The following is a 25857-nucleotide window of genomic DNA, read 5'->3' as shown; positions in this document are numbered from 1 at the left end:
CGCGTGCGTCCACGCCCGGAGAGATCGCCGCCACGGCATCACTCAGCAGCTCGTCGCGCCTGTGGAACGCGGTCCTCGGCGAGCCGACACAACGGAATGAACATGAAGAAATTTCTGAAGGTAACGCTCATCACCATCGGCAGCATCGTCGCCGTCATCGCCCTCGTTCTGGCGACCACGTCCATCGTGAACGTCGTGGCCAGCAACTCGGAAGCGTCGGCCATCAAGCCCTACGGCGAACGCGTTCCCGTCGACGGCAAGCAGATGAACGTCGCCATCTCCGGCGATGGCGACCAGACCGTCGTCCTCATCCCCGGCTTCGGCACCTCGTCGCCGACCCTCGACTTCTCGCTGCTCGTCAAGGAGCTCGAACCGACGAACCGCGTGGTCGTCGTCGAACCCTTCGGCTACGGTCTGAGCGATCCGACCGACACCGAGCGCACCACGGCGAACATCGTCCGTGAGATCCACGAGGCGCTCCAGTACCTGCAGATCGACCGCTACGTGCTCATGGGCCACTCGATCGCCGGGATCTACGGCCTCGACTACGTCAACCAGTACCGCGACGAGGTCACGGCCTTCGTCGGCATCGACAGCAGCGTGCCGACCCAGCCGAACATGGACACGGAGTTCCCGATCGGCGCGATGCAGACCGCGAAGTCCCTCGGCCTCCTGCGACTGCTCGCGGACATGGGCGGCGACGCGTACGCCGACAGTGGCTTCGACGAAGCGACCAAAGAGCAGATGAAGATGTTCGCCAACAAGAACTCGATGACCTCCACCTACGGCGACGAGATGGCGCACATCGGCTCCAACTTCAAGAACTCCCAGTCGCTGTCGTTCCCGAAGGACCTGCCCATCCTCGAATTCATCGTCGACCCCGACACGGTCAAGGGCTGGACGAAGCTCCACGAGGAACAGGTCGCAAGCGTCGACCACGGCGAGCTCGTGCACCTGGAGGGCGACCACTACCTCCACCACACGCAGTCCAAGGCGATCGCGGACACGTTCGCGACGTTCATGGCGGAGCTGCCGCAGCAGGCGGACGCACAGGCGCAGGCGGCTCAGTAGCTCGCTCGGCACGAGCACCGTCAGGCAGGGTGGAGCGCAGCCGCACCGATCATCGCAGCGGTGCCGGCGGCCATGCAGCACGGTTCGAGGGCTGCGCGCCACCGTGCTGACGAACGAGTGGGCGGCGCCGCGCGCGGACGACGGAGCACCACGACCGTGAGCACGAGGTATGCGACGAGGAGGCCGATGGCGAGCGGAGCCTGGCCGCCTGACGTGTGATGGAGAGCGCCCGGTGCCGCCGTCGCATGCGCCGAGGAGCCGAACACGCCCATGAGCACGGCCGCCATCACGAGCGAGGAGGCGGCCCGATGCAGCCGCATGGACGCGTCCAGCCGACCGACCGATGCCATGATCGCCGTCGCGACGAGGAGCACGAACCACATGTGGGCCGGGAGCAGTCCGAGCGATGCGGCGTGGTCGATCATGCACGCGGACATCACCACGCCGCTGAGGAGCGCGCCCGCCGTCCGTCCGGACGCGTGGGCGGCTCCCCAGGCAGTTCCCGAGACCGTCGCGGCAGCGGCCACCGCCATGATCACCGCTCCGAGCGGCTCGAGCACGGCTGCCTACTCACGCGTCGAAGGTGCGCCAGCCGTCGCGGCTCACCTCGGCCGGGCTCGCCGCCTGATAGCCGAGCGAAGCGGCGTCGACGTCGATCGTGACGCTGAGCTTGGTCTCCCAACGGAGGTGCTCGGGATCCTCGGCGCGCGGGCTGAGGCAGACCGGTGACGCGCCGACCGTCTCCCCGTCGGCACCCGGAGATCCGGCCCGGACGGCCGTGCCGAACGACGCGACCCGGTCGACGTCATCGGGCTCCGCCGCGAGCTCGCCATTGGCGATGAGGAAGTCATACCGTTCCTTCGTCGAGCTGCGGTAGGCGGACGTCTCCCCCGCGGCGAGCGCCTCGTCGAGGAAGTGGTTCGTGTGTACGAGGGTCCGCCCAGGAACGGCGCGGAGCACGGCGAGCCCGGCCGGACTGATCTCGATCGAGGCCGCGACAGGCATGCTGTCGGCGGTCCCGCGCGTGACGACCGTCATCACGGTGGATGCCGCGACGGGGAGTTCCCGGGCGATCGCCACCGCTTCGTCGACGGTCGAGGCGCGGTCGAGGATCGCGCGCGCGACGAGGTGCACGGGCAGACCGGGGTCGGTGCGGGTGTCAGTTGCAGGGTCGGCGCCATCCGGAACAGCGCCTCCACCATCGCTGCCGTGGTGCAGGATGTTGAAGTGCAGGCCGAGCCCGCGCGTGTTCACTCCGATCTTCGCGAGCTGGCCGAACTCCGTGAACGTCGCGACGCGCGTCCCGTCCTCCCCCGGGAAGGCACGCAGGACCGTGTCGTTGGAGAGTGTGTCGTGCCAGTCCCAGGTCTGCATCGTGCGGGGACGGCTGCCGTCCGACGGCACGTGCACGGCGGTCGAGCACTCCCCGGGACCGACCGGCTGCAGCATCGCCATGATCTCGGTGCGCGCGTTGAGGGCCATGAGCTGCCAGGGCGCGAGGGAGGCCGCACGTGCGGTGGCCTCGAGTTCGACGGCGAGCGCCGGCGTCCAGGCGGCAGCGGCGTCGAGCGATCGCTCCGCCACCGCCCGGTACCGGGGTTCGGAGATGCCGAAGGCCGTGAACATCGCGAGGTACTCGGCGAGTGCCGCGTGGAGGTGCGGCGCGGCGAACGTTCCGAACGCTTCGCCTCGGCGCGCGGGATCGCGTTCACTGCTCCGCCAGGTGTGGATCCTCATCGCGCGCTCCGTTCCGTGGTCGTCGTCCGCACGACGCCACCGCCCTCGATGAGGCTCGCGACGTCGCCGTACGGGCAGCCGCGGGCCCGTGACGCGTCCGCGACCCGCTCGCGCACATCGGTCGGCATGTCCTGACTGAGCTTGAAGACGGCCCGCTGCTCGACGACGTGCAGGCGGAAACCGACGACGTGTTCGACGATCCGCTCGAAGGTGGGGATGGAGGCGTGCATGTCCCATTGGACGTCCTCGAGGCCTTCGAGCGCGGTGACCGTGTCGCTGACGATGCGCAGGCAGTCCTCACGCGATTCCAGGAGTTCGAGCCGGGCGGTGAGGTGGACGGCCGTGTAGTCCCAGGTCGGGACGGCGGGCTCGTAGCCGTAGGCGGTGGGCGAGACGTAGTCGTGCGGTCCGGAGAAGACCAGCAGGACGTTGCGGTCCGGGCTGAAGCTCCGCCATTGCGGGTTCGCCCGTGCGATGTGGCCGTACAGCGTCTGCCCGACGAACCCGCCCTCCGGACGGGGAGACGCGGGATCGAGGATGACGGGCGTGTGTGTCGCGATCGGCACGCCGTCCTCCCCCGTCGAGATGACGAGCGCGAAGGGATGCTCCGCGACGAGCGATACGACCTCGGCGTCCGACGGCGCGAGGTACTTCGGGAACTCGTGCACGGCTACTCCGCCGCGCTCAGCACGGCGTCCCAGGCCGCTTCGCTCGCGATGGCGCCGATCGCCGTCGCGTTGACCGAGAGCCCGCCGTGACGGGACGACTGATCGACGGGGAGTTCGAGTTCGTCGGTCGTGAGGGCGAAGAGCGTGTCGCCGTCGAGCGCCGTGTGGAAGGGCTGGATCGCACGGTGCATCGAGCTGTGCACCTGGATCGCGAACTGGTCGAGTTCCCGATCGGTGAGGGCGACGTTCGTGACGACGGCCGTGATCGTCGTGTTGCCGGCGGTCGATGCGGGGAAGTCGTGCTCGGCGAGCGCGAGCGCGTAGTCCTCGGTGGGGTGGCGTCTCGTCCCGGTCTCGCGGTCGAAGTTGCCGCGCACGATCCGACCGTCGCGGTCGACGATGACGCCGTAGGGGTTGACGATCGTGACGACGAGGACCTTGACGTCGCCCACCTGGCGGAAGGCCGCTCCTTGCCCGGTGAACTCGGTGCGCGCGTATTCGACCTTGCCGGCCGATGCGGAGGCGCCGCCGCCCACCCGGCCGAGGCGGATCGTGTCGGGGCTCGCCGCTTCGAGGGCGGCCGCTCCGAGCGCGGCATCCGGGTAGACCGAGTTCTCACGGACGGAGAGGTCGTAGATGATGGCTCCGGAGACGAGCTGGAGCTCGGCGAAGCTCGCCCGGTTGTCGACGCGGTGCAGCAGCGCCGCGGACACGCCGGCAGCGGCGCTCAGCCCGTAGACGGAACCGCCCGCGAGGCAGATCGCGTGGTTGAACGAGTACGCGCCGCTCACACCCGTCGCCCCGCCTCTGGCGTCGACGGCGGTCCGTGCGCCCTTCGGCACGGAGATGACGGTCGCGCCGGTCGGCCCGGCCGCGTATTCGGCGGTGCCGACGAGGACGCCTGGGAAGTCGTACTCGAGGGTCGCGCGGCCGGGCGCGAAGCTCGGTTCGAGGAGGAAGTCGGGGTTGGAACCGCGCGCCCCGAAGGCGCTCGGGGTGGTCAGGCGGTGGTCTGTCATGGTCACGGTGTTGCTCCTGAGGAGGTCGGTGTTCTGTGGTGCGGATGCATGGATCGAACGAGGCGGAGAGAGCTCAGCCCGTGAGTTCGCGGAACAGCTGCTGCGAGTACGGATGCGAGGGCTGCTGGTAGAACGCGGCGGTCGGGGCGAGTTCGACGATGCGACCCGTCTGCATGACGGCGACGCGATGCGAGACGTAGCGGACGGCCGCGAGATCGTGCGAGATGAAGAGCGCTGCGAAGCCGTATTCGCTCTGCAGGTCCCTGATGAGGTTGAGGATCTGCGCCTGCACGGAGACGTCGAGGGCGCTCACGGCCTCGTCGAAGAGGATGAACGAGGGATGCGTCACGAGCGCGCGTGCGACGCTCACCCGCTGGCGTTGGCCGCCGGACAGCTCGTGCGGACGGCGCGAGGCGTAGGACTCCGGGAGGCCCACGTCGGCGAGCATCGCGAGGGCCCGCTGTTCGTTGCCTGCGTTCCGGCGCCCTTCAGTGACGAGGAGCGGTTCGATGACGGAGTCGAGCACTCGCATCCGCGGATCGAGCGCCCACTGCGGGTGCTGGAGGACCGCCTGCACACGCCCGGCCCGCGACCGGAGGCTGCGCCCGAGCGGTTCACCGTGGAAGCGCACGGCTCCCGCGTCGACGTGCTGCAGTCCGAGTGCGACCGCCCCCGTCGTGGATTTGCCGGAACCCGACTCGCCCACGAGCCCGAGCGTCTCGCCCGGCGCGATCGCGAAGGACACGTCGTCCATCGCGACGACGGATCCTCGCCCGGATCCCCACCCGGTGGAGAACGCGACACGGACGCCGTCGAGTTCGATGGTGGGTGTCTGCGGGGTCATGACCGGATCCTTTCGAGGTGCACGATCGGCGCCCCCCCGCGCGTTCGGCGGCGACGAGTTCCTCGGTACGGAGGCACAGGCTCTCTCGGGGAGCCCCGTCGATCGTGATCGGCACGGGCGTCGGCCGGGTGGTGCGGCACTCGTCGAGCGCCACCGGGCAGCGGTCCACGAAGGCGCAGCCGTGCGCGGCCTCGTGGAGCACAGGCGGCGTGCCCGCGATCGTGAGCAGTCGCTCCCCCATCGCCACCCGACTGGGGTCGGTGCTCGCGAGCGCCGACGAGTACGGGTGCACGGGGTGTGCGAGCACGTCGCGCGCGGGTCCGTGCTCGACGACCCGGCCCGCGTACATCACGGCGATCTCGTCGCACCAGCGGGACACGGCCGGCAGATCGTGGCTGAGCCAGAGGATCGTCGTGCCATTCGCCTCGGCCTCGTCGAACATGAGGCCGATCACTCCCTCCCGGACCTGGCTGTCGAGGGCTGCCGTGGGCTCGTCCGCGATGAGGATGCGCGGCTTCCTGCACATCGCGATGGCGATCGAGATGCGCTGCGCCATCCCACCGGACACCTGGTGCGGGTAGAGGCGGAGGACGCGCTCGGGATCTGCGATCTGCATCCGGCCGAGGAGCGCTGCCTGAGCCCGTCGCCCGGCCTCCTGACCGGTGAGGCGCAGGACGAGCGCGAGCTGACGGCCGATGCGCATCGTGGGGTCGAGCGACCCGATGGGGTCCTGCGGCACGAAGCCCAGGACGGAGCGACGGATCGCACGGATCCCGGCGGTGTCGAGCGAGGCGACGTCGATCCCGTCGACGCGCACCGTTCCGCGTTCGAGCACTGCGGCGTCCGGCTGGAGCCTCCCGATGAGGGACGCGAGCGTCGACTTACCCGAACCGGACTCGCCCACGACGGCGACGCTCGTCCCCGGCTCGATGACGAGGGTCGCGCCGTCGAGGCCGCGTACCCGTCGGTCGCCGGCCACGAAGTCGAGCGCGACGTCGTCGATCTCGAGGGCGGGCGTGGTTCCCGTCCGTCCCGTGTCCGCGGAAGCGGCGCGCTGAACGATGGTCATGAGAGGCTCCTCGTCTCGCGGGGTTCGAAGGCGTCGCGGAGGCTGTCCCCGATGAGGTTGACGGACAGGATCGCGACGACGAGCACGATGCCGGGGGCGAGCAGCAGCCACGGGGCCTTCGTCATGTAGAGCATCCCCTGCTGGATGAGCAGGCCGAGCGATGCCTCCGGCACCTGCACGCCGAAGCCGAGGAAGCTGAGGCCGCCTTCGACGAGGATCGCGACGGAGAGCGCGTAGCTCGCCTGCACGGCGATCGTCCCGGCGATGTTCGGCAGCAGGTGCCGGACGAACACGTGCGGGGTGCGGAGCCCGCTGATGCGCGCGGAGAGGACGAAGTCGCGCGAAGCGATCTGTTTCGTCGCGATCCGCACCATCCGGGTCATGAGGGGGATCGTGATGATGACGATGCTCACGATGGCGGCGACGCGCCCTGGACCGATGATCGCGGAGACGAGGATCGCGAGGACGAGCGCCGGGAACGCGTAGAGGACGTCGACGACGCGCATGACCGCTTCGTTCGCAGCCCCGCTCGAGTAGCCGGACACCATGCCGAGGATCGTGGAGATCGTGCCGGACACGACGACGGCGATGAGCGAGAGCAGGAGGGTCGTCCAGACGCCCTCCAGGAGCCGCGGTAGGAGCGAACGGCCGAGGTTGTCGGTCCCGAGCGGCCACGCGGCCGACGGCGGTTGGAAACGGGGCCCGACGGTGGCGCTCGTCGAGCCGGCGAACCCGGTGAGGACGGACGCCGCGGCGAGCACGATGAGGACGAGGAGCACGGCCCCGGCGACCGTCAGCACGGCGTCCGCACGGAGAGCGGTGCGGAAGCCCGGGCGTTTGGCGGGCCGGAGCACCCGGATGCGAGCGGTGGTCACGAGGACGCTCCCTTCGCGGCGAGGCGCGGATCGAGCAGATTGGACAGGAGGTCGATGAGGAGGCTCGTGACGATGAAGACGACCGCCGCGAGGAGCACGCTCGCCTGGATGATCGCGTAGTCGCGGCGACCGAGCGCCGTCACGAGGTACGAGCCCATGCCGGGGATGTTGAAGATCGATTCGACGATGACGGTGCCGCCGAGGAGCGTCGCGACGATCGTCGCGACCACCGTCAGCACGGGAGCGGCGGCGTTCCGAGCCACGTGGTACCGAACGATCTGCCAGGGCGACTCGCCTCGTGCGACGGCCGCGGCGATGTGGGGCTCCACGAGCACGTTCATGACCGCGTCCCGCGTGTTCCTGGCGGTCACGGCGACGCACGCGACCGAGAGCACGACCGTCGGGAGGAGCAGGGAGCCGAAGTACGCCGCCGGATCCGCGTCGAGGCTCGCGAAGCCGCCGATCCGGAGGCCGACGGCGGCACTCGACACCACGAACACGACGACACCGCCGAGCACGAACTCGGGGATGCTGATGCCGAGCGCGCTCACGATCCGCCCTGCCGTACCCGCAGCGCGGTCCTTCGACCGCAGCGCCGAATACGCGCCGAGCGGAATGCCGACGACGAGCGTCACGATGATCGCGAGGAGGGCGATCGTCGCGGTCACCGGCATCCGCGCTGCGAACTCGTCGGTCACGGAGACGTTCGAGACGAAGGACACCCCGAAGTCGCCGCGCACCGCATCACCCAGCCAGCGGAGGTACTGGACCACGACGTTGTCGTCGAGGCCGAACTTCGCCACTGCCTCGGCCCGCTGCGCCGGCGACGCGAGCGGCCCGAGCACGAGGTCCGCGTAGTCGCCCGGGAGCAGGCGGACCGATCCGAAGATGAGGATCGACACCCCCAGCACGGTGAGCGCGGCGACGAGGATCCTCCTCACCGACCACAGGACGACTCTCATGGTGTTCCTCTCGACGACTGACGGCTCGGCTCGGACGCGACGGCTATTCGGCGGCCCGGAAGGCGGACACGTTGCGCAGGAAGTTGCCGTAGCCCTCCGCGCTCGTGATCGTGGGGCTCAGCGTGTCGGTGCGGTAGCCGATGATCGACGGGCGCAGGACGAGCGGCACCATCTCGCTCTGCTCGTCGGCGGCCCGGCAGAGCTCGGTGAAGACGGCGGCGCGATCCTTGCCGGCCGGCGCCGCGTAGCCGTCGGCGATGAAGCCGTTCAGCTCATCGGATCCCGACATGAAGACCGAGGAGAAGCCCGCGACGGCCGGATTCCACCACGTGCTGACCATCGACGGGTCCGCGTACCCGGCGAACCAGCTGAGCGCGAGGTCGAAGGAGGACGGGTCGGCGTAGACGCGGGCGGAGTAGCTCGCGTAATCGAGCTGTTCGATCTTCACCGTGACACCGATCTCGGCGAGGTTCTGCTGCATGACCTGGGCGATCTCCGCGAGGACGGGCTCGTCCGTGTAGGTGATGAGGTCGAGGGAGAGACCACCGATGCCGTCGATCACGGCCTTCGCCTCGGCGGTCGTCGCTGTGGCGGAGGGCAGCTTCGTCGGGTCGCACGAGTCCGGCAGCGGCGAGGGGGTCACTCCCGTGAGTTCCGTACTGCCGCCGAAGACGAGCTGGTTGATCGCGTCCCGGTCGACGGCGGTGTTGATGGCGAAGCGGACCTGCTGGTCGGCGAGCGCCTCGTTCCCGGACTTCGAGTTGATCATGAGGTAGTGGAAGTCGGTGTTCTGCTGGTTGAGCACCGAGACGTCCTTCGCGCCGCTGAGCGCGTCGGCCGAGTCGACCGAGTTGAGAACGGCGAAGTCGGCGCTGCCCTCGCGGAGCGCAGCGACGCGGGTCGTCTCGTCACCGACGATGTCCATGCGGAGCTTCGAGAAGCCGAGCTCGGCCGCCTTCGGGTTGTGCGTGTTCGGTTCGAACGTCCAGTTCTCGTCCTGGCGGTGGCCTGTGACGACGAGGGGGCCGGTGCCGAGCATCTGGGTCGTGATGTCGACCGAACCGTCGTTGATCTCCGTCATCGGGAGGATCGCCGCGGGCGTGTTGGCGAGGGCTGCAAGGAAGGGCGTGTGCGGCTCTGCGAGTTTCACGGTGACCTCGTCCTCACCGGTCGCCTCGACGGAGGCGATCGTGCCGAGCTGGCCCGTCCACACGGTCGGCGTGCTGATGAGGCGCTGCAGTGAGCCGACCACGTCGTCGGCGGTCATGTCGCGTCCGTTGGAGAAGGTCGCCTTCGTGTCGAGGTGGAAGACGTACTCCGTGTCGCTCGGCGTCTCCCAGCTCGTGGCGAGGCCGGGCTTCGGCTGGAGGTGTTCATCCATCGTGACGAGCGTCTCGTAGGAGAGCGACTCGATCATCCAGGTGCGGGCCGTCGTCGCGGCCTGCGGGTCGAGGCCGCCTGCTTCGGCGGTGTCGTAGTCCACCTGGACCACGAGCTCGCCGCCCGTGCCGAACGAGTCGTCGGCGACGGCGAGGAAGCCGGGGGCCGCTTCGTCGCGGGACGCCCCCGTGCTCGTGGATGAGGCGGTACAGCCCGTGAGGGCGATGGCGACGACGGCTGCCGCCGCGAGTGCGGCGTTTCGTGTGTGGTGCATGTCGAGAGGCTCCTCTCGGGATGCGAACGATCCCGGGTCTGTCTTCATCGGTCAGGTCGGGTGGTGCGGTGGCGCCGGTGGTGATGGGGGTGGGGTGGGGGGGTGCTGGGTAGCGAAACGTGGAGGTGCAGAAGAACGGATTATGAGTGCCGGAACGTTCCGGCATTGGTGGAACAGTACCCCTCGGTCCGGACCCGATCAAGGTCCGGAGCGAGGCGAAACACGAACGTAACGAAAGCGTTCACTCGCCGTGATGTTCGTGCGCCGTGTGCGCTTCGTGGGCGCACGCGCAGGCGGAACCGGACGCACTCGCCGGCACGTCGAGCGTCGGGTTGCGGTCGAAGAAGTTGTCCGGCTTCAAAACGAACCCTGTCGTGTCGACGGGCATGATCGGCCAGTCCTCCGTGCGCGGGAAATGCGTCAGGCCGAAGGTGTGCCAGAGCACGATGTCCTCGCCGTCGATGCTCGTCCCCTCGGTCAGGTAGGACGGCAGACCGCCCTCACCGGGGCTCTGGTTCACGATCGTCCCGGCCGGGTAACGCTCCTCCGGGTCGTAGGCGGTCACCCACAGGTGCTCGGTGGCGAAGCGGGCTCGGGAGGCGATGACGGAGTCGGGGTGCGCCATGAGCGTCGGCCGACCCTCCGGTCGCAGCACGTAGGAGACGGGCTGCCCGAGTCGGTTGGTCGACTCCGTGTTGGAGATCCGCCACGTGCGGTCCACGAGGTTGTCGGCTCGTCGACGACCGTCGGGTTCCGTCGCGAGCCTCGTCGCGGTGAAGCCGATCGCGTTGCCGTACGGGTTGTCCGGCCCCATCGGCACGGGCGTCACATCGACCTCGTCGACGGCGTTCACGACGCCGTCCACAGCCATGTCCAGGCGTGCGCAGAAGAGGTGCTGATGGTACGGCGCGGCCAGGCCGGGCGCGAGTTCGGAGGACCATCGGCTCGTCCGCTCGTCGTATGCGGCGGTGAACACGATGCCCGTCGCCTTCGCCTCGAACTCGATCGTGCCGTCGAGGTACAGATACCAGTAGAAGCCGTAGTCGTAGTTGCCGACCGTGACGAAGAACGAGATGACGAGCCTCCGCTGCCTGCGGACGTCGGACGAGCCGGTGAACTGCTCGGTGTGCTTCCAGAGGACTCCGGCGTCCTCCTCGTGGATGCAGATCGCGTGCTTCAGGATGCGCGTCTCGCCGAGGGAGTCGCCGAGCGCGACATCGAGGTACGTGATGTCTCCCACGCAGTCGCAGCCGAGTTCGAGCGAGTTCACGAGACGGCCGAGGAGGTACTCCCCCGTGTCGAAGTAGTTCTGCCAGAACCGCACGGGTCCGGGGTCGCCGTAGGGCACGAGCATCTCGGCGATGGACGCGCGGTGGATGATCGGACGCAGACGGCCGTCGTCCTCGAAGCCGAGCTGGTGCAGCAGGAGCCCCTCGCGCATGTCGTAGCCGAGGCGCAGCTGCCATTTCTCCCAGGTGAGCACGTCGCCGTCGAACGAGAAGCTCGGCCCTTCCGGCTGCTCGATCACGATCGGCCGTTGCGTCGTGCGCTCCGGCCCGAAGGTTCCGGGCACGTGGTAGTCGCCGCTCTCCTCGGGGATCGGGACGACGCCCGTGTCGATGACCTGCGTCACCCGACGGCCGCCGAGGTCGACGTAGGCGACGAGGCCGTCGACGGGGTGCGCCCACGGCAGGGAGTTCGGCGTGGGCTGGTGGTGCCCGAGGATGCGGGCCATGCGGGCGCCGGACTCGCCCTCGATCGGGTAGGTCCCGGAGCTGAGCGCGGCGAGCGCGACCGTCGACGGATCGTCGATGCCGCGGAGCGCGAGGGCGTCCCGCCACCGCTCGTCGGCCGCGATGAGCTCCCGGATGAGCTCGTGGTCCTCCTTGAGGAGCGGCACCTGGCCGATGAGGGCCGCGTCGAGCTCGGTGCTGGAGACGATCTCGCGGCCGACGACGTCGACGAGGAGTTCCGTGGAGATTCGCGCGTCGCGATCGATGAGCTGCACGCGGGCCCGGCGGGTAAGCGGGTCGCCCGGCGACCAGGCGAGGACGTCGAGCTTGTGCGGCTCGTCGAGGCCGATGTAGGCGATGCGGGCGGAGTCCACGAGGAGCCCGGCTTCACGCAGGACCTCGGCGGCGACCTCGAGCTCGGTCCGTGAGAGCGAGGACAGGGGGTGATCGGCACGGGCACCGAGGATGCTGTCCTCGGTGCGGATCGCGATGGTCGCCTGGTCGGTCGGGGCGGCGCACTGGCAGCTCACGTGGTCTCCGTTTCGGGGTGGTCGTACGGGTGGTCGCTTGGGTGGTCGAGGGATCCGATCGCTCCGTCGGTCGTGCTTGCCGGAACGTTCCGGCAAACCTACAACGCGCCACCCGATCCGGCAAGACCAAATCTGCCGAGGGGTCGCAACGTGCGGGTGTTCGCGCCGCGCACCCACAATTCGCGACCCCTCGGCAGCAGAAGCGCCGGCGGACCGGATCGTTCCGGCAACCATGCGGCTAGACTCGCGACATGCAGGAGCGGGGACCGGCCAAACTCATCGATGTCGCGCGCCTCGCCGGCGTCGCCAAGACCACGGCGTCGGACGCCCTGAGCGGCGGCGGCCGCGTCTCGGAGGCGACGCGGGAGACCGTGCTCGCGGCCGCACGCGAACTCGGCTACGCGCCGAACTCGGCAGCCCAGTACCTCCGGAAGGGCGCGACGGGGACGATCGCCGTCGTCCTGCCGGAGATCCTCTCCCGCTCCCCGTACTACATGGCCGTCGTGTTCGGCATCGTGGGCGAAGCCGCCCTGCACGACTACGACGTGACGATCGTCAGCCCGACCGAGCACCAGCGCCGCGATCGCGCCATCCGCGCCGACGGCATCATCATCGGCGACCCTCGCCGCGGCGACCCGTCGCTGCCCGTGCTCCTCGGCTACCCCGTCCCCGTGGTCTCGCTCGAGCACGTCATCGGCGTCGAACAGGGGCCGGACGGGCTCGTCTGGTCCGCGCACGAGCGGGCGATGACGGAGCTCCTCGGCCGCGTCGACGCCACGGGGGCGACGCGGCCGGCCCTCATCGTCGCGGCCGACGACACCGACTGGACCGCTCAGCTCGCGCGGTCCTTCCGCGCCGGCTGCGAGTCTCGCGGCGTGGAGCCGATCGTCGGAACCGTGCCGTTCGAGGCGCTCAACGTGCAGGTCCGGGCGGCTGCCGAACGCCTGCTCGACGAGCACCCCGACATCGATGCGATCGTGTGCGCCCCTGACGCGAGCGCCGTCGAGGTGACCACACTGCTCCGCGAGCGCGGTCGGGTGCCAGGTGAGGACATCGTCGTCGTATCGTGCGTCGACAGCCTCAGTCTCTCCCACGTCCAACCGACCGTCACGGCGATCGACCTGCGCCCTCGGGACGCGGGGATCGCCTGCGCCTCGCTGCTCTTCGACCTCATCGACGGCCGCTCCCCCACCGGCACGGAGATCGAGTACCCGCTCACGATCGTCGACCGCGAGTCGACGGCGGCGCGGATCGGTTCGGGGCGGGTCTGACCGTTCGATTCGAACGACCGTCCTGGACGGATCGGACAACCCTCGGGTGAGCGAGCGCGAGTAGTGTCCGGCAGGTGAACGCCATTGCCGCCGAACCCGCTGCTGCACCGTCGACCGATGCTGCGCCACCCACCGATGCCGCGCCGCTCGCCGGGGTGCTCGTCGCCGACTTCTCGCGCGTGCTCGCCGGCCCGCTGGCCGCGATGACGCTCGCGGACCTCGGTGCCACGGTCGTCAAGGTGGAGCGACCGGGCACAGGCGACGACACGCGCGCCTGGGGTCCGCCGTACGGCGAGCGCGGCGCGACCTACTTCGAGAGCGTGAACCGCAACAAGCAGTCGATCGCACTCGACCTGACCGACCCGGAGGACCTCGCGACGGCCCGCGAGCTCGCCCTGCGCGCCGACGTGCTCATCGAGAACTTCCGCCCGGGCACCCTCGAACGGCTGGGACTCGGGCACGAGGAGCTGAGCGCAACGAATCCGCGGCTCGTGTCCGCGTCGATCAGCGGGTTCGGCTCCGGCGCAGGGGCATCGTTGCCCGGCTACGACTTCGTCGTCCAGGCCGTCGGCGGACTGATGCACATCACGGGTGAGCAGGACGGCGATCCGATGAAGGCCGGCGTCGCCCTCGTCGACGTCCTGACGGGCAAGGACGCCGTCATCGCGATCCTCGCAGCCCTCCAGCGCCGCGAACGGACCGGCCACGGCTCGCACGTGGAGGTCAATCTGCTGTCGAGTCTCCAGGGCTCGCTCGTCAATCAGGCGGCGGCCCACCTCGGCGCCGCCGTGAATCCGACGCGCCTCGGCAACGTGCACCCGTCGATCGCCCCGTACCAACTGCTCGCGTGCGCCGATGAGCCGCTCGCCGTCGCGTGCGGCAACGACGGCCAGTTCCGCGCCCTCGTCACGGCGTTGGACATTCCCGCACTCGCCGATGATGCCCGGTTCGCCACGAATCGCGAGCGCGTCGGACATCGCGTCGAGCTCGTGGCGGCGCTCGAAGCCGCACTCGCCTCGGACTCCGCGGAATCGTGGCAGCGTCGTCTCACCGCGGTCGGCGTGCCGGTCGGCGTCGTCGCCGACATCCCCACCGGGCTCGCGTTCGCGGCGGAACTCGGCCTCGAACCCGTCATCGAGGTGCTCGACGACACGGGCGAGGTCGTCGGCCGTCAGGTGCGCAACGCCATCTCGTGGACGCCGTCGTTCCCGGTCCCCCGCCAGGCACCGCCCGCACTGGACGCGGACGGTGCACGCGTGCGCGACTGGCTGCGCTAGAGCGGGCCGGCCTCCGGCGACTCCGAACCCGTCTCACCCGTCTCCTCGGCATCCATCCGTAGCACGAGCCACAGTTCCGCACCGACGTCCGGATCGTCCAAGCTCACGTCGAGCAGCCGCTCCACGAGGTCGATCCGATGCCGCACGGTGTTCCGGTGCACGCCCAGCAGGCGGGACGTGTCCTCCCAGCTGCGTCCGGTCCTGATGTACTCGCGCACCGTCTCGACGAGTGGCGCGCGGTCGTATGCCTGCAGTTCCGCGACCCGCTGCAGCGCGCGGCTGAGCCCGAGTTCGCCGGCCGGATGCGCTGCCGGACCGGTCAGGAGTGCCGCGAGCCGCCAGCAGGCGTCGCGGACACCGGCGAGGGCGACGGAGGGCACGTCGGCGAGGGCAGAAGCGTGTGCAGTGGCATGTGCAGATGCGTGCACGGCGGCCTCAGCGACCACGTCCGCGTCATGCAGCATGAAGCGGACACCGTCGAGCTCGGTGACGAGGGCATGGGCGGGCACCGCTCTGACCGCTTCCGCACCGTGTCCGGCGTCGTCGAGCGACCGCGCGGTCACCCGAACCCGCGCCGGGAGCGTGACGCCGACTTCGCCGGCGAGCAGGCGCGCGGCCTCGACGTGACCGTCGACGAGCAGCCTCGCGCAGAGCCGTCCCGGTGTCGTCGCATCGGTCGACTCACCGTCCGGACGACAGCCGTCGCGCGAGCGCAGCGCAGCCCCCAGCAGGGCCTGCGCCGTGAGGACGAGCTGCTTGTCGGTGCGGCTCGGAGCGCGCCCCGCACCGACGACGAGCGCGCCCGTCGTGCCGGCCCTCGTCGAGATCGGATAGCCGATGACATCGCGCCCCTCGGCCTGGAAGGTCGCGGCCGCGAACCCCGCCGAGCCGAACAGGCGCTCCACCTCCGGACGCAGCTGCGGAGCGATCCCGCTGAGCGAATCGGGCCAGAACACGGTCTCCTCGGCATCATCGAGCGGCAGGTAGGCCGCCCAGCCGCCGAGCGACTGTCCGAGGATCTCCACGATGCGCCGCAGCGCATCGTCCTCTCCTGCGGCACGCGCGAGGCGCGTCTGGGTGCCGAGCTGCTCGAGCACTCCGGCCCGGCCGCTCTCCCCCACGAGGTCCCAGAACGCCCGCGTCACCCGCTGGAAGGGCACACCGTCCGGCACGTGGAGGACGGGGAGCGCGACGGCGGAGCACTGCTCGACGACGTCCCGCGGCACGGTGTCGAGCCCTTCGCCGAGCCCCACGACGAGGCCGGCCACACCGGCGTCGACGAGGCGTGCGACGTAGGCCGCGATCCGATCGGCGCCGCCGTGGAGCGGGATGCCGGTGGTGAGCAGGAGCTCGCCGCCTTCGAGGTACGGGCTGGGGTCGGCGAGTTCGGACAGGTGCACGCCGGAGACGACCGCGGCGGGCGGCGGCGCGCCCGTGCCGGTCTGGAGCGCGGGTCCGAGCCGGGCGGACAACTGCAGGAGGGTCACCATGGATGACCACGCTAGCCGAATCGCTTCGGCATGATGGATGAAACATCCAATGATGGGTCTGACGCTCCGTCCTAGGGTGAGGCCATGACCGCCGTTGCTCTCACCACTCCCTCGACCGCTCCGTACTCCGTTCCGCAGTCCATCGCCGTGACGACCGCCGTCCCCGGCCCGCGCTCGACGGCCCTGCATACGGAACGCCGGAGCCACATCGCCGATGGATTCGGCATCACCCTTCCGGTGTTCGTCGAATGCGCAGAGGGCGGCATCATCGAGGACGTCGACGGCAACCGCTTCGTCGATCTGGCCTCCGGCATCGCCGTGACGAGCGTCGGCGCCAACCACCCGAAGGTGCGCGCACGGGTCGCCGCACAGCTCGAACGCTTCACCCACACGTGCTTCATGGTGACCGAGTACGAATCGTTCGTCCGCGTCGGCGAATGGCTGAACGCGCACACGCCCGGCGACTTCGAGAAACGGACCGCCCTGTTCACGACGGGAGCTGAAGCGGTCGAGAACGCCGTGAAGATCGCTCGCGCGTACACGGGCCGCACAGGCGTCCTGGTGTTCGACGAGGCCTATCACGGCCGATCCCTCCTCACGATGTCGATGACCGCGAAGGAGCACCCGTACAAGACGTCGTTCGGGCCGTTCCCCGTCGAGGTCGTCCGCGCACCGAACGCCAACCCGCTGCGGTCCAACGGCCCGGACGAGGCGGTCGCAGACGCCCTCGCCGCCGCCGAGCGCATCATCGCCGAGCACGGATCCGACGGCTTCGCAGCGATGGTCGTCGAACCCGTCCAGGGAGAGGGCGGCTTCATCGTTCCAGCCCCAGGCTTCCTCGCCGGTCTCAGGAGGATCGCCGACGCACACGGCATCGTGTTCGTGCTCGACGAGATCCAGGCCGGGCTCGGCAGAACCGGCACGCTCTTCGCAGCAGAGCACGAGGGTATCGTTCCCGACCTGATCCTCACCGCGAAAGCGCTCGGCGGCGGCCTGCCGATCAGCGCGGTCACGGGTCGAGCGGAGATCGTCAACGCCGTCCACGTGGGCGGGCTCGGCGGCACCTACGCCGGCAACCCGCTCGCGTGCGAAGCCGCCATCGCCGTGTTCGAGATCCTCGAGGACACCGAGACGCTCGTGAACGTCGGGCGGATCGAAGCAGCCGTCCGCGACGCACTCGATCCACTCGCCAGCGAACTCGATGTCGTCGCAGAGGTCCGCGGGCGCGGCGCCATGATGGCGATCGAATTCGCCGATGCAGGGACCCTCGCGCCTCGTCCCGACCTCGCGCAGCGGGTCGTCGCGGCCTGCCACCAGCGCGGCGCACTCGTGCTCAGCTGCGGCACGCACGGCAACGTCATCCGCCTGCTCCCGCCGCTCCTCATCGACATCGACCTGCTTCGGAGCGGGCTCGCGATCCTCGCCGACGAGATTCGCGCTGCGGCAGCGGCGTGACGACCACCGAACCCAACCCACCCGAGAGGAACCAGCCATGACCGAGTCAGCAGACCTGCTGTCCATCGATTCGCTCCTGAGCGAGCAGGAACTCGCCCTGCGGGCCCAGGTGCGGGAGTTCGTCGACCGTCGCATCCGCCCCTCGATCGCCGACTGGTACGACCGCGCCGTGTTCCCCACCGAGATCATCCCGGAGCTCGCCGAGCTGGGACTCCTCGGCATGCACCTGCAGGGCTACGGCTGCGCCGGGCGCTCGGCCGTGGAATACGGGATCGCCGCGATGGAGCTCGAAGCGGGCGACTCCGGACTCCGCACCTTCGTGTCCGTGCAGGGCTCGCTCGCGATGAGCGCGATCCACAAGCACGGTTCGGAGGAACAGAAGCAGCAGTGGCTGCCGCGCATGGCCGCGGGCGAGGCCATCGGCTGCTTCGGCCTCACGGAGCCCGATTCGGGCTCCGACCCGTCGAGCATGACGACGTTCGCCGCGCGGGACGGCGACGACTGGGTGCTCAACGGCGCCAAGCGGTGGATCGGGCTCGCGTCCATCGCCGACGTCGCGATCATCTGGGCGCGCACCGACGAGGGCGTACGCGGCTTCGTCGTCCCCACCGACACTCCCGGCTTCACGGCGACGCCGATCCCGCAGAAGCTCTCGATGCGCGCCTCCATCCAGTGCGACATCGACCTCGTCGACGTCCGTCTGCCTGCCGACGCGGTCCTGCCGGGCGTCACGGGTCTCCGCGGCCCGTTCTCCTGTCTGAACGAAGCGCGGTACGGCATCGTCTGGGGCGTCCTCGGCGCCGCCCGCGACAGCTACGAGACTGCGCTCGAGTACTCGGGTCGTCGCCTCCAGTTCAACCGGCCGATCGCCTCGTTCCAGCTCACGCAGCAGAAGCTCGTCGACATGGCGCTCGAGATCGGCAAGGGCACGCTCCTCGCCCTCCACCTCGGCCGGTTGAAGGACGCCGGCGCGCTCGAACCGCACCAGATCTCCGCCGGGAAGCTCAACAACACGCGCGAGGCGATCCGCATCGCCCGCGAAGCACGCACGATCCTCGGCGGCAACGGCATCACGGCCGAGTACTCGCCGCTCCGGCACGCCGCGAACCTCGAATCGGTGCGCACCTACGAGGGCACCGACGAGGTCCACACGCTCGTGCTCGGCCAGCATCTCACCGGCATCGCCGCGTTCCGGTAGGCGGGACGCCCCAGCGCCTCCCCGCACCTCCCCACACTCCCCGCTCCCCCACAGTTCCGCCCTCCCTCCGTTCCGCTCACCGCACAGACAGGTAGGCCCATGACCACACCACTGCTCCACTTCATCGACGGATCCTGGATCGAAGGCGCCGGCGAGGAGATCATCGACGAGAATCCGAGCCGCCCGGACGACATCGTCGCCTCGGGTCGCGCCGCGACGACACCGGACGTCGAACGCGCCATCACCGCCGCAGCCCGCGCAGGCAAGGTCTGGGCCGCGACGCCGGCACAGGAACGCGCCGCCGTGCTGCTGCGCGCGGCAGCGATCGTCGAACGGCACATCCCCGACTGGGGCGAGGAGCTCTCCCGAGAGGAGGGCAAGACGCTCGTCGAGGGGCGCGGCGAGGTCTTCCGTTCGGCTGAGATCCTGCGCTACTTCGCCCACGAGTCGGAGCGCGAGCAGGGCGAACTGTTCGCGTCGTCGCGGCGCGGCGAGCGGATCCTCGTCGTCCGGCGTCCCGTGGGCGTGATCGCCGTCATCACCCCGTTCAACTTCCCGATCGCGATCCCGGTATGGAAGATCGCGCCGGCCCTCGTCACGGGCAACACGGTCGTGTGGAAGCCCGCGTCCGTCGTTCCGTTGCTCGCGATGCGCTTCGCCCAGGCGCTCGAGGAGGCTGGACTCCCGCCAGGCGTCCTGTCGCTCGTCATCGGTTCGCCCTCGGTCGGTCAGGCGCTCGTCTCGCACCCGCGGGTCGATGCCGTCACCTTCACCGGCTCGACGGCGGTGGGTCGCGGCATCGCGGCGGAGCTCGCCGGGCGTGGCGTGCCGTTCCAGGGCGAGATGGGCGGCAAGAACGCGTCCGTCGTGCTCGCCGACGCCGATCTCGACCTGGCCGTCGAGCAGGTCGCGCTCGGAGCATTCCGTGCGACGGGCCAGAAGTGCACGGCGACCTCCCGTGTGGTCGTGCACGATGCCGTCGCGGACGAGTTCATCGAGCGTTTCGCCGCGCGGGCCCGTGCCATCGTCGTCGGCGAATCGATCGATCCGGCCTCCGACATGGGGCCGGTCATCGACGGTCGCGCGAAGTCGAACCTGCAGGCCGCCGTGTCCCGGGCGGTCTCGGAGGGCGTCCAACCGATCGTCCTCCCCGAGGCGTACGAGTCAGGTCTCCTCGCCGACGGGCACTTCATCGCACCGACCGTCTTCGCGTTGGCGGAGGGCGGACCGGACGAGCTCTGGCGTCGGGAGCTCTTCGGTCCGGTCGTCGGCATCCGTCGTGCCACGAGCACCGATCACGCGATGGACCTCGTGAACGACAGCGAGTACGGTCTGTCCGCCGCTGTGTTCACGCGAGATCTCGGGCGGGCTCTCGCGGCGATCGATGATGTCCGCGTCGGTGTTCTGCACGTCAATTCGGAGTCGGCCGGTGCCGACCCGCACGTCCCCTTCGGCGGGACGAAGGGCAGCGGTCTCGGCCCCAAGGAGCAGGGTGGTGTCGCCCGCGACTTCTTCACCGAGACGACGACCGTCTACCTGCGCGGCGGCGACGCCTGAGCTGAGGTGTGAGCCAGCGGGGCTGCGCGAGAACGGGCCCGACCTCGTGTGAGGTCGGGCCCATTCTGTGTGTGCCGGTATGCAGCTGTCGCGATTACTTGTAGCTGTAGAAGCCCTCACCGGATGCGGCGCCGAGCTTGCCATGGTCGAGGTAGTTCTCCTTGAGCCAAGCGGCCAGCTGCTGGTCCTTCTCGCCACCGTTCACGAGGATGTTGTACGGCGTCATGAGGCCGACGACGTCATAGATCTGGAACGGTCCCATGGGAGCGCCCGTGCCGATCCGCCACACCTCATCGATGTCCTTCGGCTCGGAGTACCCGCCTGCGGCGAGAGCGAGACCCGCGTTGAGGAACGGAACGAGGAGCGAGTTGAGCACGTAGCCGGCCTTCTCCTTGTGGATCGGGATCGGGACCATGCCGATCTCGCCGGCGAACTCGACGACCGTGTCGAACACGGCGGGGTCCGTCTCCTCCGTGCCCATGACCTCGGCCGTGTTGTACTTCCACACGTGGTTCGCGAAGTGGAGCGCCAGGAACTTCTCGGGGCGCCCGGTGAACGCCTTCATGTCGCTCGGGAGGAGCGTCGAGGAGTTGGTCGCGAAGATCGTCTTCTCGGGGGCCAGGGTGCTGAGCGACTCGTAGGTGGTGCGCTTGAGCTCGAGGACCTCGGGGATCGCCTCGATGATGAGGTCAGCGTCAGCGACGGCTGCGGCGAGGTCGGACGAGTAGGTGACGCGGGCGAGCGCTGCGTCCGCCTTGCCGTCGGCGGCTCCATCGACCTCGGACGTGTAGGTGTTCGCGAGGCCGGCGAACCGTTCCTTCGCGGCGGCGATCACGTCGTCGTTGATGTCGTACGCGGTGACCTGGAAGCCGCTGTACGCGGTCTGGAACGCGATCTGCGATCCCAGGACTCCTGTGCCGAGGACGGTCACGTTCTTGATGGTGCTCATCGGTGCTCTCTCTTTCTGTCGGGTTGTGCCTGATGACGCGCGCCTGCGGGTTGTGCCCTGTGGCGGCGCTCGTCGAGTGAGGTGTGGGTTGGGGTTTGTGGAGTTGTGGCGGACGGCGCCGCGGCGGGTGGCGGCCTAAGGTTGCGCGAAGTACCCGGCTACTATCTGGCCGACCTGGATGCGGAGATCCTCGACCGGGTCGGTATCCGATGCCGTTCCCATCGACGACCGGACGACGGCCAGGTGGACGATCGCGAACACACCGCTGCTCGCAAGGGCCGCACGGCGCTCGTCCGTTTCCGGATTCCGCCTGCGGGCCTCGTCGAGTAGCCGTGATGCGATGCGGGCCTCGAGGTGTGCGACGATCGCGAGCCCGTCCGCACGGAACTGCTCAGTGGCCGGTCCGAAGATCAGTTCACGCTGGTAGACCTGGCTGTTCTCCGGATTCACCTGAACGCGGTCGATGATCGGCAGGACCATCTGGACGATCGATTCGACGACGTCCGTCTGTTCCGCCGCGCGCGCCTCACCGAGGTCCAGGGCTTCGCGGAACTCGTCGTTGTAGACCATGAGGAGCAGCTCCCCTTTGGACGAGGCGTAGCGGAACAGGGTTCCTGCCGCGACGTCGGCTCGCTCGGACACCTGCTGGGTCGAGACGGCGGCGAACCCCCGCTCGGCGAACAGCTCCGCCGCAGCGTTGAAGATCCGCTCACGCTTGTCGCGCATGTTGCGGTCGCGCCGCCCGATGTCACCGGTCGTTGCTTCGCTCACGATGCGCCTCCTGACTGAGTTTCCTCATTAATGAGTCTACTCAGTTTTCTCGGTATGTCGAGAAGGTTACCAAAGTTGGTGGGACGACCAATAAGCTCGCCTCATGAATTTCTGGTGGGCCACACAAACGAGGAATTACGAAGCGGCGGTTAGCGAGGGATCACTGTGGACTGTACGAAGGGTCGATGGTCGATACCCCATTGATCGAGCCAGGATCGATCAGCTGAGTCCTCAAGACGTGGTGTTTCACTACGGGAAGCGCGTGGATGGATCAAATCGCATAGGTGCCGTCAGTCAGGTCCTCGAAAGCGCAACGCACATGCAGCGCACCGAAACATATTCCACTCCCGACCCCCTGCAAAGGAACGATGGCAGATACGTGCCCGTCAAGGTCATCAATGGAAATGTGGACATTAGCTTCCAGCGCGCGTTCGAGCTCATCGGCTATGCACCAGGAGGTCCTTTCGACCGCGATGAGCGGCCTGGTCAGCGCTATCTGTCGAGCCTCACACAACTCCAAGGCAACATGCTCCTGGAGGAGTCAAACACGCCGATCCCAGATGGAGTTTTCGCAGGTATGAACGCTCGCGGCGGGGAGACTGTTCGGCAGGCGATCGTGAATCAACGACTCGAACAGACCTACCTTCGACAGCACCTGCTCGAAAAGCGTGGTGCAGTGTGCGAAATCTGCAGTCGTGAGCTTCCCGCCAACCTCCTCGTTACCGCCCACATCAAGCGTCGGAGTTCGCTGACAGATGATGAGCGCTGGCAGTTTGACCGGATCGCGATGCTCGCGTGCAGCCTCGGTTGCGATGCACTCTTTGAGCACCGTCACATCATTGTGGACGGAACAGGAGTAGTCCGCGCGGGCACGCGTCCAGCGTCCGAGGACGCGCGTGCCGCGGTTGCGTCCCTCGTCGGCAGACGTTGCACAGCGTGGAACCGACGCACACGTCAGCATTTTGCGATGCACGCCGAGATCGACCGCTCGTAACCCCTCCGGCACGAGACGCGCGCTGTGACGACGAGCAGTGTCCGACATCGACGGAACGGACTCCGCAGGCAACTACCCGACACGCATGTCCAACGCGCACAGCATAGGATCGGCAGGCCCTGGATAGAGCGAGGGCGAGTGGCGAGAGTGGAGACATGACACGCACACAACCCGACATCACGATTCCCGACCTGACCGGACGACGAGCCGTCGTCGCGGGAGGTAGCGACGGCATCGGCCTCCAGATCGCGACCAGGCTCGCGCAAGCAGGCGCGGAGGTCGAGCGGGAAGTTCCGCATGCTCTGGGCCAACCAGCAGATCAGCCTCCGGTTCGACGACGTCAAACGGTTCAGCCATTCGCGCGTCGGCACGATGGACCTCGACTGCCAAGTGCTGCACGATCCGGTGCAATCGCACTCGCTTCTCATGAACACGTCCGAGCCGGGCACGGAGAGCGCCGAGAAACTGCGACTCTTGGCGGTCATCGGCATGCAGCCGCTCTTCGTCGGAGTGACGCGCAGCGTGACGGCGCAGTGACTCGCGGAACTTGAGCTCGAATCCGGCAAGCCCCGAACTTTGGGCGCCCGAGACACGTCTTCGGAACACGCCCACCAGGACGCAATAGCCTCATATAAGGATCGTGTCGTCGCACAGAGACTCGGGGAAACTCGCCCCAGGGAGGCTAGACAAATCCTAGAGCAAACACAAGGACGAGTATCAGACGCATGCCCAATCCCTCCGCATAGGCATCGACACAGCTGAAACCTCGACAAATCAAGAGTTCGTTGCGAGGATGGCTTCATCCTCAGCGCCACCTGAGCAAGCATTCCCGAAGAAGTTACGCCAATCGTTCTGTCCACTGATCAGGGAGGTTGATGACCTACAAGACGTAGCTGTAAGGTTGCATCGAAATGCGTTCCCGCCTGAAACCACAACATCTACATTTCACACCCTAGGAAGGCATAAGTGAGCATCCGAAGTCGCGTACATGCAGCGACCGCCCCTGAACATGGTCGGCGACCGGCGTCCTTGCCACCCACTCATGCCCTTGAGCCAGGGCTGAACGCAATAGAGCTTGCCACAATGGTCCGTCAACGCTTCTACGAGGATCGCGACTACTCCCGCTGGCGGAGAAAATCCTGGAGCCGTAGTGCCACGATTGTACGCTTCCTGATACTCATTCTGTCCGCGACGGCGACCGTGCTACTTGGTCTAGCCACACTGGACGGGTTCGCTGCTCTTGGTTTTATCTGCTCCGCCTTGGTGACAACCGCCAGCGCGATTGAACCGTACTTCAACTGGCGATCGCGTTGGGTGATGGCAGAAGAGGCACTCGCGGAGTGGCACAAGCTAGAAGAAGATCTGGCGATATACGTGGCCAGCACACCAGCGACAAACCTGGACTTCAACACGATATTGAACTATGACAAGCAGAGAAGAGCAGTGTGGAACACCTTTAGCGGCCAGTGGATCGAGCAGCGTCAATCCGGTAGCATGACAAGCGGTACATACTAGCCATAATCAATTTCATTTGGCGTCAGCTTTATGCTGCAAATAAGAGGAACCAATAGCGAACTTTGGGGAGTTCAATGCCAGATTCATCTGAAAATATTGCAGTGCTTGTTGGCAACGGTCTGTCGATAGCTTTCAATCCTGATCTGAATTTGCGGGTCATTACCGGAACCATGCTCGATCGCATGCGCAATACAAACGATGAGGGCAGCGATGTAGTGGCCGCCATGAAGGAGATTGCCGAACGCGCCCTGCCTCACGGGACCGTATCAGACGACGATTTCGAGGTCCTCGTGGGAGCATTTGGCGCCGAGAGTACAACGATGAACTATCTGGACCGTCTCGCCCTTCTTGTATCACCACAAGACGAGGAGCTTCGCCAGGCAATTCAGAGAGTGAGCAAGTTTGCTCAACAAGTTAGAGATAATGGACTAAGTCACGTCCTGGAAGTAATATTCGAGAGATCTCGCGCAACGAGAGAAGAAAGCAAAAATCTCATCAAGTTGGTTGAGGCAATCACCCACCGATATTCAGGTGAGATTACTTTCGGCAATCTGAACTACGACACTCTTCTATTATCTGCGCTTTTGGAAACGTGCGCCTCAGATCTTCAGGATTTAGGTCATGGGTTTGTCAAGGTTAAAGTCTCAACAGCGCAGGATGCCACCACGGAGGTGCCAGCGTTGCGGAAGAATATGGCGGAATTTGCGCAGAACCGCAGGGTTCGCCTACTGCAGTTACATGGATCGCTCACATTCTGGAGCAATGGTGATCGGACCGTCTTTGCGAAGCTGGATACCAACTTTTTGCGTAACCACAGTCAGTGGCAGGCAGTGCGTGACCTAAAAACAGATATCAGGCCGGTCATTGTATTGGCCAATCAGCGCGATAAATCTGCGCATGTCAAGGAATTCCCCTTCTCTTTAGCCTATGAAGCGTTTCTATTTGGATTGACTCAATCGCGCAAGTGGATGATCATTGGATACTCATTCAGAGACGAACCGGTCAACGCAATGCTGCGAAAGGAATTCTCTGAACGCGACCCGAAGCCAGACGTACTCATAGTCACGCATGGCGAAGAGCTGACTCGCCATCAGGTCGAGCGTGCTTTCGGTTGGAATGCCGAAGATGCCGACTCGAGCGACTGGCTGACGATCAATCGTGATGGAGCTAATGGACTACAGGAGACTAGCGAATGGGCCTCATTTGCCAAAGAATGAT

Annotated in this window: 23 protein-coding genes and 1 pseudogene; 11 read left to right on the top strand and 13 right to left on the bottom strand. The window is 67.5% G+C overall.

Annotated elements, in window-relative coordinates; translation table 11 throughout:
* Positions 1 to 102: 102 nt before the first annotated feature.
* Positions 103 to 1071 (top strand): alpha/beta fold hydrolase, encoded by a 969-nt coding sequence (locus ACQ3HB_RS15545; protein ID WP_430921142.1) that lies wholly within the window; start codon positions 103 to 105, stop codon positions 1069 to 1071.
* A gap of 20 nt (positions 1072 to 1091) precedes the next feature.
* Here the strand turns inward: ACQ3HB_RS15545 and ACQ3HB_RS15540 are convergent, their stop codons facing one another.
* The 10 genes from ACQ3HB_RS15540 to ACQ3HB_RS15495 all read right to left on the bottom strand — a co-directional run bounded on the left by ACQ3HB_RS15540 (position 1092) and on the right by ACQ3HB_RS15495 (position 12162).
* The gene (locus tag ACQ3HB_RS15540) at positions 1092 to 1631 is read right to left on the bottom strand and encodes a hypothetical protein (protein ID WP_430921140.1); all 540 of its coding nucleotides are present in this window, start codon (positions 1629 to 1631) and stop codon (positions 1092 to 1094) included.
* Positions 1632 to 1641: 10 nt separating this feature from the next.
* Positions 1642 to 2808 (bottom strand): C45 family autoproteolytic acyltransferase/hydrolase, encoded by a 1167-nt coding sequence (locus tag ACQ3HB_RS15535; RefSeq protein WP_430921139.1) that lies wholly within the window; start codon positions 2806 to 2808, stop codon positions 1642 to 1644.
* Complete coding sequence (locus tag ACQ3HB_RS15530) at positions 2805 to 3476, bottom strand: FMN-binding negative transcriptional regulator (protein ID WP_430921137.1); 672 nt, start codon at positions 3474 to 3476, stop codon at positions 2805 to 2807. The genes ACQ3HB_RS15535 and ACQ3HB_RS15530 overlap by 4 nt, the downstream gene beginning before the upstream one ends.
* Before the next feature lie 2 nt (positions 3477 to 3478).
* Positions 3479 to 4495, bottom strand: a complete 1017-nt coding sequence (locus ACQ3HB_RS15525) for a P1 family peptidase (protein ID WP_430921199.1) — start codon at positions 4493 to 4495, stop codon at positions 3479 to 3481.
* 73 nt (positions 4496 to 4568) lie between these two features.
* Positions 4569 to 5201: an ATP-binding cassette domain-containing protein gene (locus ACQ3HB_RS15520; RefSeq protein WP_430921197.1), complete on the bottom strand. Its 633-nt coding sequence runs from the start codon at positions 5199 to 5201 to the stop codon at positions 4569 to 4571.
* Positions 5110 to 6408, bottom strand: a complete 1299-nt coding sequence (locus ACQ3HB_RS15515) for an ABC transporter ATP-binding protein (protein ID WP_430921135.1) — start codon at positions 6406 to 6408, stop codon at positions 5110 to 5112. The genes ACQ3HB_RS15520 and ACQ3HB_RS15515 overlap by 92 nt, the downstream gene beginning before the upstream one ends.
* The gene (locus tag ACQ3HB_RS15510; RefSeq protein ID WP_430921133.1) at positions 6405 to 7283 is read right to left on the bottom strand and encodes an ABC transporter permease; all 879 of its coding nucleotides are present in this window, start codon (positions 7281 to 7283) and stop codon (positions 6405 to 6407) included. The genes ACQ3HB_RS15515 and ACQ3HB_RS15510 overlap by 4 nt, the downstream gene beginning before the upstream one ends.
* Positions 7280 to 8245 (bottom strand): ABC transporter permease, encoded by a 966-nt coding sequence (locus tag ACQ3HB_RS15505; protein WP_430921131.1) that lies wholly within the window; start codon positions 8243 to 8245, stop codon positions 7280 to 7282. The genes ACQ3HB_RS15510 and ACQ3HB_RS15505 overlap by 4 nt, the downstream gene beginning before the upstream one ends.
* A gap of 43 nt (positions 8246 to 8288) precedes the next feature.
* Positions 8289 to 9899, bottom strand: coding sequence for an ABC transporter substrate-binding protein (locus tag ACQ3HB_RS15500; protein WP_430921130.1), 1611 nt, complete (start codon positions 9897 to 9899; stop codon positions 8289 to 8291).
* 241 nt (positions 9900 to 10140) lie between these two features.
* The gene (locus ACQ3HB_RS15495; RefSeq protein ID WP_430921128.1) at positions 10141 to 12162 is read right to left on the bottom strand and encodes a primary-amine oxidase; all 2022 of its coding nucleotides are present in this window, start codon (positions 12160 to 12162) and stop codon (positions 10141 to 10143) included.
* Between the two features lie 251 nt (positions 12163 to 12413).
* Between ACQ3HB_RS15495 and ACQ3HB_RS15490 the strand changes: the two genes are divergently transcribed.
* A complete protein-coding gene (locus ACQ3HB_RS15490) occupies positions 12414 to 13433 on the top strand; it encodes a LacI family DNA-binding transcriptional regulator (protein WP_430921127.1) in 1020 nt (339 codons plus the stop codon).
* An 83-nt stretch (positions 13434 to 13516) separates the two neighbouring features.
* Positions 13517 to 14710, top strand: coding sequence for a CaiB/BaiF CoA transferase family protein (locus ACQ3HB_RS15485; protein WP_430921195.1), 1194 nt, complete (start codon positions 13517 to 13519; stop codon positions 14708 to 14710).
* Here ACQ3HB_RS15485 and ACQ3HB_RS15480 read toward each other — a convergent pair.
* The gene (locus tag ACQ3HB_RS15480) at positions 14707 to 16200 is read right to left on the bottom strand and encodes a PucR family transcriptional regulator (protein ID WP_430921126.1); all 1494 of its coding nucleotides are present in this window, start codon (positions 16198 to 16200) and stop codon (positions 14707 to 14709) included. The genes ACQ3HB_RS15485 and ACQ3HB_RS15480 overlap by 4 nt on opposite strands.
* Positions 16201 to 16284: 84 nt before the next feature.
* Here ACQ3HB_RS15480 and gabT point away from each other — a divergent pair, with 84 nt between their 5' ends.
* From gabT to ACQ3HB_RS15465, 3 genes are all read left to right on the top strand, one after another.
* Entirely contained in the window at positions 16285 to 17655 is a 1371-nt protein-coding gene (gene gabT / locus ACQ3HB_RS15475; protein ID WP_430921124.1) for a 4-aminobutyrate--2-oxoglutarate transaminase, read from the top strand.
* 37 nt (positions 17656 to 17692) lie between these two features.
* A complete protein-coding gene (locus tag ACQ3HB_RS15470) occupies positions 17693 to 18853 on the top strand; it encodes an acyl-CoA dehydrogenase family protein (RefSeq protein WP_430921123.1) in 1161 nt (386 codons plus the stop codon).
* Positions 18854 to 18952: 99 nt separating this feature from the next.
* Positions 18953 to 20410 (top strand): aldehyde dehydrogenase family protein, encoded by a 1458-nt coding sequence (locus ACQ3HB_RS15465; RefSeq protein WP_430921122.1) that lies wholly within the window; start codon positions 18953 to 18955, stop codon positions 20408 to 20410.
* A 94-nt stretch (positions 20411 to 20504) separates the two neighbouring features.
* Here the strand turns inward: ACQ3HB_RS15465 and ACQ3HB_RS15460 are convergent, their stop codons facing one another.
* Together ACQ3HB_RS15460 and ACQ3HB_RS15455 are read right to left on the bottom strand one after the other, a co-directional pair.
* Positions 20505 to 21359: a 3-hydroxyacyl-CoA dehydrogenase gene (locus tag ACQ3HB_RS15460; protein ID WP_430921120.1), complete on the bottom strand. Its 855-nt coding sequence runs from the start codon at positions 21357 to 21359 to the stop codon at positions 20505 to 20507.
* A 135-nt stretch (positions 21360 to 21494) separates the two neighbouring features.
* Complete coding sequence (locus tag ACQ3HB_RS15455) at positions 21495 to 22130, bottom strand: TetR/AcrR family transcriptional regulator (RefSeq protein WP_430921118.1); 636 nt, start codon at positions 22128 to 22130, stop codon at positions 21495 to 21497.
* A gap of 103 nt (positions 22131 to 22233) precedes the next feature.
* Here ACQ3HB_RS15455 and ACQ3HB_RS15450 point away from each other — a divergent pair, with 103 nt between their 5' ends.
* From ACQ3HB_RS15450 to ACQ3HB_RS15430, 5 genes and pseudogenes are all read left to right on the top strand, one after another.
* The gene (locus ACQ3HB_RS15450; protein ID WP_430921117.1) at positions 22234 to 23124 is read left to right on the top strand and encodes a hypothetical protein; all 891 of its coding nucleotides are present in this window, start codon (positions 22234 to 22236) and stop codon (positions 23122 to 23124) included.
* Between the two features lie 155 nt (positions 23125 to 23279).
* A pseudogene (locus ACQ3HB_RS15445) lies at positions 23280 to 23405 on the top strand (short chain dehydrogenase); the annotation flags it as partial.
* Positions 23406 to 23421: 16 nt separating this feature from the next.
* On the top strand, positions 23422 to 23661 hold the full coding sequence (locus ACQ3HB_RS15440) for an MmyB family transcriptional regulator (RefSeq protein ID WP_430921116.1): 240 nt from the start codon (positions 23422 to 23424) through the stop codon (positions 23659 to 23661).
* Positions 23662 to 24207: 546 nt separating this feature from the next.
* The gene (locus ACQ3HB_RS15435; protein ID WP_430921114.1) at positions 24208 to 24639 is read left to right on the top strand and encodes an SLATT domain-containing protein; all 432 of its coding nucleotides are present in this window, start codon (positions 24208 to 24210) and stop codon (positions 24637 to 24639) included.
* Positions 24640 to 24713: 74 nt separating this feature from the next.
* Positions 24714 to 25856 (top strand): SIR2 family protein, encoded by a 1143-nt coding sequence (locus ACQ3HB_RS15430; protein ID WP_430921112.1) that lies wholly within the window; start codon positions 24714 to 24716, stop codon positions 25854 to 25856.
* Position 25857: the final 1 nt, after the last annotated feature.

This window comes from Plantibacter lichenum (genome assembly GCF_050587525.1).
GTDB lineage: Bacteria > Actinomycetota > Actinomycetes > Actinomycetales > Microbacteriaceae > Plantibacter.
Note: the sequence above shows the minus strand (reverse complement) of the source record. Positions and strands in the feature narration are given on the sequence as shown.

What these genes read in the sequence shown, in the direction of transcription:
- ACQ3HB_RS15545 (WP_430921142.1), top strand. Translation starts at nt 103, where the DNA reads ATGAAGAAATTTCTGAAGGTAACGCTCATCACCATCGGCAGCATCGTC.
- ACQ3HB_RS15535 (WP_430921139.1), bottom strand. Translation starts at nt 2,808, where the DNA reads ATGAGGATCCACACCTGGCGGAGCAGTGAACGCGATCCCGCGCGCCGA.
- ACQ3HB_RS15525 (WP_430921199.1), bottom strand. Translation starts at nt 4,495, where the DNA reads ATGACAGACCACCGCCTGACCACCCCGAGCGCCTTCGGGGCGCGCGGT.
- ACQ3HB_RS15515 (WP_430921135.1), bottom strand. Translation starts at nt 6,408, where the DNA reads ATGACCATCGTTCAGCGCGCCGCTTCCGCGGACACGGGACGGACGGGA.
- ACQ3HB_RS15505 (WP_430921131.1), bottom strand. Translation starts at nt 8,245, where the DNA reads ATGAGAGTCGTCCTGTGGTCGGTGAGGAGGATCCTCGTCGCCGCGCTC.
- ACQ3HB_RS15500 (WP_430921130.1), bottom strand. Translation starts at nt 9,899, where the DNA reads ATGCACCACACACGAAACGCCGCACTCGCGGCGGCAGCCGTCGTCGCC.
- ACQ3HB_RS15490 (WP_430921127.1), top strand. Translation starts at nt 12,414, where the DNA reads ATGCAGGAGCGGGGACCGGCCAAACTCATCGATGTCGCGCGCCTCGCC.
- ACQ3HB_RS15480 (WP_430921126.1), bottom strand. Translation starts at nt 16,200, where the DNA reads ATGGTGACCCTCCTGCAGTTGTCCGCCCGGCTCGGACCCGCGCTCCAG.
- gabT (WP_430921124.1), top strand. Translation starts at nt 16,285, where the DNA reads ATGACCGCCGTTGCTCTCACCACTCCCTCGACCGCTCCGTACTCCGTT.
- ACQ3HB_RS15470 (WP_430921123.1), top strand. Translation starts at nt 17,693, where the DNA reads ATGACCGAGTCAGCAGACCTGCTGTCCATCGATTCGCTCCTGAGCGAG.
- ACQ3HB_RS15465 (WP_430921122.1), top strand. Translation starts at nt 18,953, where the DNA reads ATGACCACACCACTGCTCCACTTCATCGACGGATCCTGGATCGAAGGC.
- ACQ3HB_RS15460 (WP_430921120.1), bottom strand. Translation starts at nt 21,359, where the DNA reads ATGAGCACCATCAAGAACGTGACCGTCCTCGGCACAGGAGTCCTGGGA.
- ACQ3HB_RS15450 (WP_430921117.1), top strand. Translation starts at nt 22,234, where the DNA reads ATGAATTTCTGGTGGGCCACACAAACGAGGAATTACGAAGCGGCGGTT.
- ACQ3HB_RS15440 (WP_430921116.1), top strand. Translation starts at nt 23,422, where the DNA reads ATGCTCTGGGCCAACCAGCAGATCAGCCTCCGGTTCGACGACGTCAAA.
- ACQ3HB_RS15435 (WP_430921114.1), top strand. Translation starts at nt 24,208, where the DNA reads ATGGTCCGTCAACGCTTCTACGAGGATCGCGACTACTCCCGCTGGCGG.
- ACQ3HB_RS15430 (WP_430921112.1), top strand. Translation starts at nt 24,714, where the DNA reads ATGCCAGATTCATCTGAAAATATTGCAGTGCTTGTTGGCAACGGTCTG.